Below are 5,093 nucleotides of genomic sequence, written 5' to 3' on the forward strand. Positions count from 1 at the left end.
ACCAACCACAAGCCAAGACCACTGCCGTGACGCAGTGCAGTTTCTTCGCCTTCGAGCATCGCAAGCTCCTGGTCCGAAATTCCAGTTCCACGATCTTCGATTCGGATTTCGGCCTTATCATGTGATTCAGTCACTGTGATATCAACAAGCGGTTCCGCATCGTCACAATGAATGATCGCGTTTTCGATGAGTTCCTGTATCGCGATTTTTAGGTATTTATTCGAGAGAATCTGTACTTCCTCCGGCATAGACATCTTGAACCGCGCATCCGGATACTGCTTTGACAAATCCTCTTGGACATTCTCGATTATCCCAACCATGTCGAGCGATTGTATCCTATTGTCTTGCTGAAACGCATCGCTAACTGTTCTTGACTTTTCACTCAACTCAAGGAGGTTGTCTGACCGGTTCGAAATCTTGTTTGCGAATTCCCTGACTTCATTCTCGTCAGCGGAATCTGGAATGAGGTCTGCATATCCACGAATTACGTTCATCCCGTTTCGGATATTGTGTCGGAGCACACGATTCAGCACTCGAATCTGTTTTTCACGGCGTACTCGTTCTGAGATATCGCGGAGCAAAATCAGAACAGACTGCTCTTCAGATCGTCTGATTTGGGCGGCTGAAACTTCAGCATGAATAATTTGTCCCCACGTCGTATCACAAGTGACGTTTTCAGTGACACCCCCATCAGAAGTCATTACCCGCTGGACAAACATGCTAAAATCGCCAGTAACTTCGGGGTCTATGAAATTGGACGCTGAGAGACCTCGAATTTGAGACTGAGTATACCCGAGAAGCTCGCACGCTGCAGTGTTACATTCTATGACTTCTCTCGATTCGGCGTCAACGACAATGATGCCATCCTCTGCGGATTCGAACACTTGTTCGTAACGCTCTTCGATTTTTTCATACTGGTTAGCAAGCTCTAGCGACTGTTCCCGACGAATCAGGAGGTTTTCTAACCGTCCCAATAGGACCTGCTTGTCGATCGGTGCAGAAACGATGTCATCAACTACATGCTTGGTATATTGATCAGTTTGAGTACTTTCTAAATTGAAGCGTGAATCCTTGCGTTTGATGACGAGGACCGGACAGAACTCCGGATGTGATGCCTTTTTTCTATTCCGCAACTTGACACTGTACTCTGGCATGAGCTTATCTTCTACCAGATAACCGGACACTGGTTGAATTTCCTCACTTGTGATAACTTCGTATTTTGGAGAGAGGAAATTTGCAATCGCAGATTGGTCTTGAGTGCCACTGACGAGTAGTTGTATTCGAGATGTCTTGTGGGGAGATTCGGACATTAGTATGGGAGATTGAAAATTCTGTGTAGAATTGCAGACAATTATTTTTGATAGACTCCTCGGCTAATATTCGGAGCCTCGTCGAACGGTCCTTGTACTTGTAAGCCTCTCTCTTCTTCAATAGTAAACTGGTGGAACCGATTGTCGAAACCACCGAGGCGCTTTTTCAAAACACCTATTGCCCGTTCCATCTTTCCATCAGTCTCGATATAAGAGAGGAAGATAACATTGTCAGCCAAGTAGCTTGCCCCGGAACTCGTTGGGGATGTAACGCCAGTCACTTGGTGTATCTCATCTGTGATCAACACTGAGATTCCGCGTTGTTTCAAGCTTCGTGTCAGTGCATGAAGACGCCGAACAAGACGTTGCTCGTCGCCTTGAATGGACATCTTGTAGCCTGCGATTCCATCGATAAGCACAATTTCTGGGTCATGCTCTTCGACTGCACTAAGCACAATCTGTCCGAATTCTTCAGAAGAGCGTGCAAGTGGCTCGATGTTTCTTAGTTCTAATAATCCACGGTCGACTAAGTCCTTGACTGGGGTACCAAGGTTTTCTGCGCGATACGTGAATTGCTCAACCGACTCCTCGAACAGGAATCCCAGTGCAGTCTGTTCACGGCTTGCAACGCCTTGCAAGAACTGTGTTCCCGTGGTAGTTTTTCCAATCCCACTTGGTCCACTAATGAATGTGACAGACTGTTCACTGATACCCCCTCCAAGGAGTGAATCAAGTGGCTCATGACCTGATGGAAGTAGATCCGGTTCAAACGGCGATTCACTTTTTTCAGGAACAACTCGTGGATATACTTCGAGGCCTTGATCTCGGATTTCAAGACCATGAGTTCCGTCCTCGTGACCAAGTCCACGGTGCTTTCTCACTTCAAGTCGACGTCCGTGGGTTCCGTGTGACAAATTAACAAGTCCATCACTAAGAGACTCAGCATCTTCTGGCCACTCTTCACCATACTCACTTCGGGTTGTGAGGGTTCCAACAATTGTTGTATCTCGGTCCCGAAGGTATCTCATCAAGGACAAGAGTCGCTTCCGATATTGATACTGGTCTGTCTCGATATATTTTAATTGAGTTATTGGATCGATGAGTATCCTTGATGGGTTGTAGTCCTGAATGACAGATTTGATGTCTTCAATAAATCGTTCAGACTGCACATCTCCCGGCTCAACGAGATCGAATGACTGATCTTCCGTAAAAAACTCAGTCTCAGGACCGAGGTCAAGAAACTCTGCACCTTTGATATCGAGTCCAACTTGCTGTGCGTTCAATATGACGTCTTTTTTCGATTCTTCACCATGAATATAAACGACGTCTTCATCTGCGTTGAGGCCTGCCTCGAGAAAATGCGCACCGAGGAGCGATTTCCCCGTTCCTGGTTCTCCTCTAATTAAATACATCCTCCCTTGCGCAAATCCTCCATGGAGAACCTCATCTAATCCTTGAACCCCAGAAGAAATACTGGTCAAATTCTCAATGAAGTCTTTCACTGACACTATGTCAGTTGTACGCAACATAGTAGTTTTGGTACTGGATTGGTACGCCTCTTATAAACTAGATGATGAAATGAACTAACTGTCTGCGTGAAATAGAATATATTTATGTGTCTTTGTCATGGAACATGAAGGTCTTGGAGACCTAAGCTCATTCGTCCTTAATTCAAAGTACCGAAAATACGTCATAGAGAACTTGGCGAGAGCTACACTAGCAACACCAACAGAAATCGCTGAGAAATCTGACTGCCACCGTCCACATATCTCAAGGGCAGTCTCAGAACTACGTGACGAAAATATTGTTGAGCTATCTGTTTCGGATGATCGAACAGTTGGTCGATATTATTGCTTGACCGACACGGGTGAGCAACTCTGGGATAACATAAAAGATAAAATCCAACAAGTGAACTGGCAAATAGTAGAGCCAGACTCAGATATTGATACATCGTTTGTCGACGTAGCTCATAACGAACTCGGCAAGAAGCTTCGCTTCATTGGGAAATACGATGGCGAGAGTGCATCAATTCTGTACGCTGACCCAGATGCAGTCGCTGAGTACACGGATGAAGAGCTTGAAAAGGGGATTCGCGAGTTTGTCTACCGACGGGTGAATATGGAACTCAATGTGCCGAGAAGGATGTGTTGGGCACAAACGTTTTTCTTTGAATCTGAAGCAATTACGATGGTAAAATCTGATACTGGAGTGTTGTACTCTGCGACGTTTGAATCGTACTCTGAGGTAGACATATCCGCTTTGTTGAGTTCTCTCCAGCAGATCATCTGAGAGTTTCGACAGAGCCGGCGGGTCCTGATCTGTAGCGAGCGATGATTGTACGATATTTGCGCCTCGATGGGCGAGGCGCTCTCCTCTGAGCGCTTCGAAAAAACACCATGTCTGAATCCCTACTAGCAAGACTCGACCCAACGAAGCGTGTCCTGAAACGAGCCCAGTACGAGGCCTTCGAATTCTCGTTATTCGACGGCAATGTGCTTGTCCGCAACGCGAGCCACGTTGATCCCGAGAACCACGAATACAACGTACGAATCGTCGACGGCGTACCTGAAGCGTGTGACTGCCCAGCGGACAAGAAGTACGCTGGCCCGTGCAAACACCGTGTCGCAGTTGCAATTCGACGCCCGATCCTTGATGCCATCGAGCAAATGCAGATGGTTGCAGACGGCGGTGTGGTGACTAACGAACAACCGGTAACCGAGGTGGAAGACGATGCGGCTCCTGATGATTGCGACTGTGAGATGTTGGATGACGACTTCCCGTGTTGGGCGTGTGTAGACAGTGGCAGACGCGAACTCCCGAACTACAACAAAAATACGAACTATGACTACGACGAGATACCATCCGAAGAGTGGTCGAAGGGCTTGGTCGGTTCCCGGCCAGCAGCAGTCTTCGATATCTCGCAGACAGAGGGTGAGGATCTCCCAAGCCTCGACAATGATGCAGAGGGGAACGCGGACACACTTCTTCCGTTCGCTGGCGGAACGTCCTTGTTCTGAAGGGTGTTCATGTGCCGCGTGTCGTCGGCGTTGTTGTTCAAGATACTTCTCAATGACGTAGAGCTACGGCGGGAGGAACCCTAATGTAGCAAGCTTCCAGCAAAACCCCAGTCCCAGTAGCGCCAAGATTGTTTGGTGGAGTCGCACTCTTAGCGACCAGTAACTGTGCCGCCACGCGAGCACCGTCCCGACCGTGGTCGCAATAGTGAGGGCCGCAATTACGGTTGGCAGTGCGAGTGTGATCTGCATCTGAAGCGGTTGCGTGATGAGCGTGAGATCGCCGCCGGTCTCCAGGACGAACGTGAAGACTACGACGAACCCAATCGAGACGATGCTCAGGCCGACGCTTGCTGCACGGGCGAGCCACGAGAGACTGGTCAACCGGCGTTTGACGCCGTGAGTGTACTTTGTCTGATTATCCTGCTCATGCTTCGTTCCAGTTTGTTGCTGAGACGTTTGTTGGTCTATCATTCGGAGTTTTCCATGTCTGGCTCAATGTCAGTGCGATACTCTTTCCACTGCTGCCAAGCACTGTGTCCACCTTGACCAGCCAGTGAGAGGCCGAACCCAGCTACTGCTGTCCCGAGGACACCACCGGTGACGAGCTGACGTTCGTGAAACGGAACGGACTGGTAGACACCAGTGGGTTCGCTGTTCACGTTCAGCACGTCTACTTCGCCATCTGTGACCTCGAAGGCCAGGACGTCGTGGCCGCCAACTTCCTCGTACACGTACGGGTCGGTCTCGACCCACTGCCGGGCATCAC

The 5,093-nt window shown here is 48.8% G+C and carries 4 protein-coding genes and 3 pseudogenes; 3 read left to right on the forward strand and 4 right to left on the reverse strand.

Annotated features, from left to right (window positions below; genetic code table 11):
- Positions 1–1,310: PAS domain S-box protein (locus AUR66_RS21495; protein ID WP_157533228.1), on the reverse strand; the 1,310-nt coding region annotated here is incomplete at its 3' end.
- A 41-nt stretch (positions 1,311–1,351) separates the two neighbouring features.
- The gene (locus tag AUR66_RS18270; protein ID WP_197409872.1) at positions 1,352–2,812 is read right to left on the reverse strand and encodes an ATPase domain-containing protein; all 1,461 of its coding nucleotides are present in this window, start codon (positions 2,810–2,812) and stop codon (positions 1,352–1,354) included.
- 124 nt (positions 2,813–2,936) lie between these two features.
- Between AUR66_RS18270 and AUR66_RS18275 the strand changes: the two genes are divergently transcribed.
- The 3 genes and pseudogenes from AUR66_RS18275 to AUR66_RS20895 all read left to right on the forward strand — a co-directional run.
- On the forward strand, positions 2,937–3,599 hold the full coding sequence (locus tag AUR66_RS18275; RefSeq protein WP_058573568.1) for a MarR family winged helix-turn-helix transcriptional regulator: 663 nt from the start codon (positions 2,937–2,939) through the stop codon (positions 3,597–3,599).
- Positions 3,600–3,706: 107 nt separating this feature from the next.
- A pseudogene (locus AUR66_RS18280) lies at positions 3,707–4,129 on the forward strand (SWIM zinc finger family protein); the annotation flags it as partial.
- Positions 4,127–4,300: pseudogene (locus AUR66_RS20895) on the forward strand (DUF955 domain-containing protein); the annotation flags it as partial. The pseudogenes AUR66_RS18280 and AUR66_RS20895, both read left to right, overlap by 3 nt.
- Positions 4,301–4,390: 90 nt before the next feature.
- On the opposite strand, the gene AUR66_RS18285 reads toward AUR66_RS20895, so the two are convergent.
- Complete coding sequence (locus tag AUR66_RS18285) at positions 4,391–4,798, reverse strand: hypothetical protein (RefSeq protein WP_058573569.1); 408 nt, start codon at positions 4,796–4,798, stop codon at positions 4,391–4,393.
- Positions 4,795–5,093: pseudogene (locus tag AUR66_RS22340) on the reverse strand (serine hydrolase domain-containing protein); the annotation flags it as partial. The pseudogene AUR66_RS22340 and the gene AUR66_RS18285, both read right to left, overlap by 4 nt.

It is taken from the genome of Haloferax profundi, from assembly GCF_001469865.1.
Lineage (GTDB): Archaea > Halobacteriota > Halobacteria > Halobacteriales > Haloferacaceae > Haloferax > Haloferax profundi.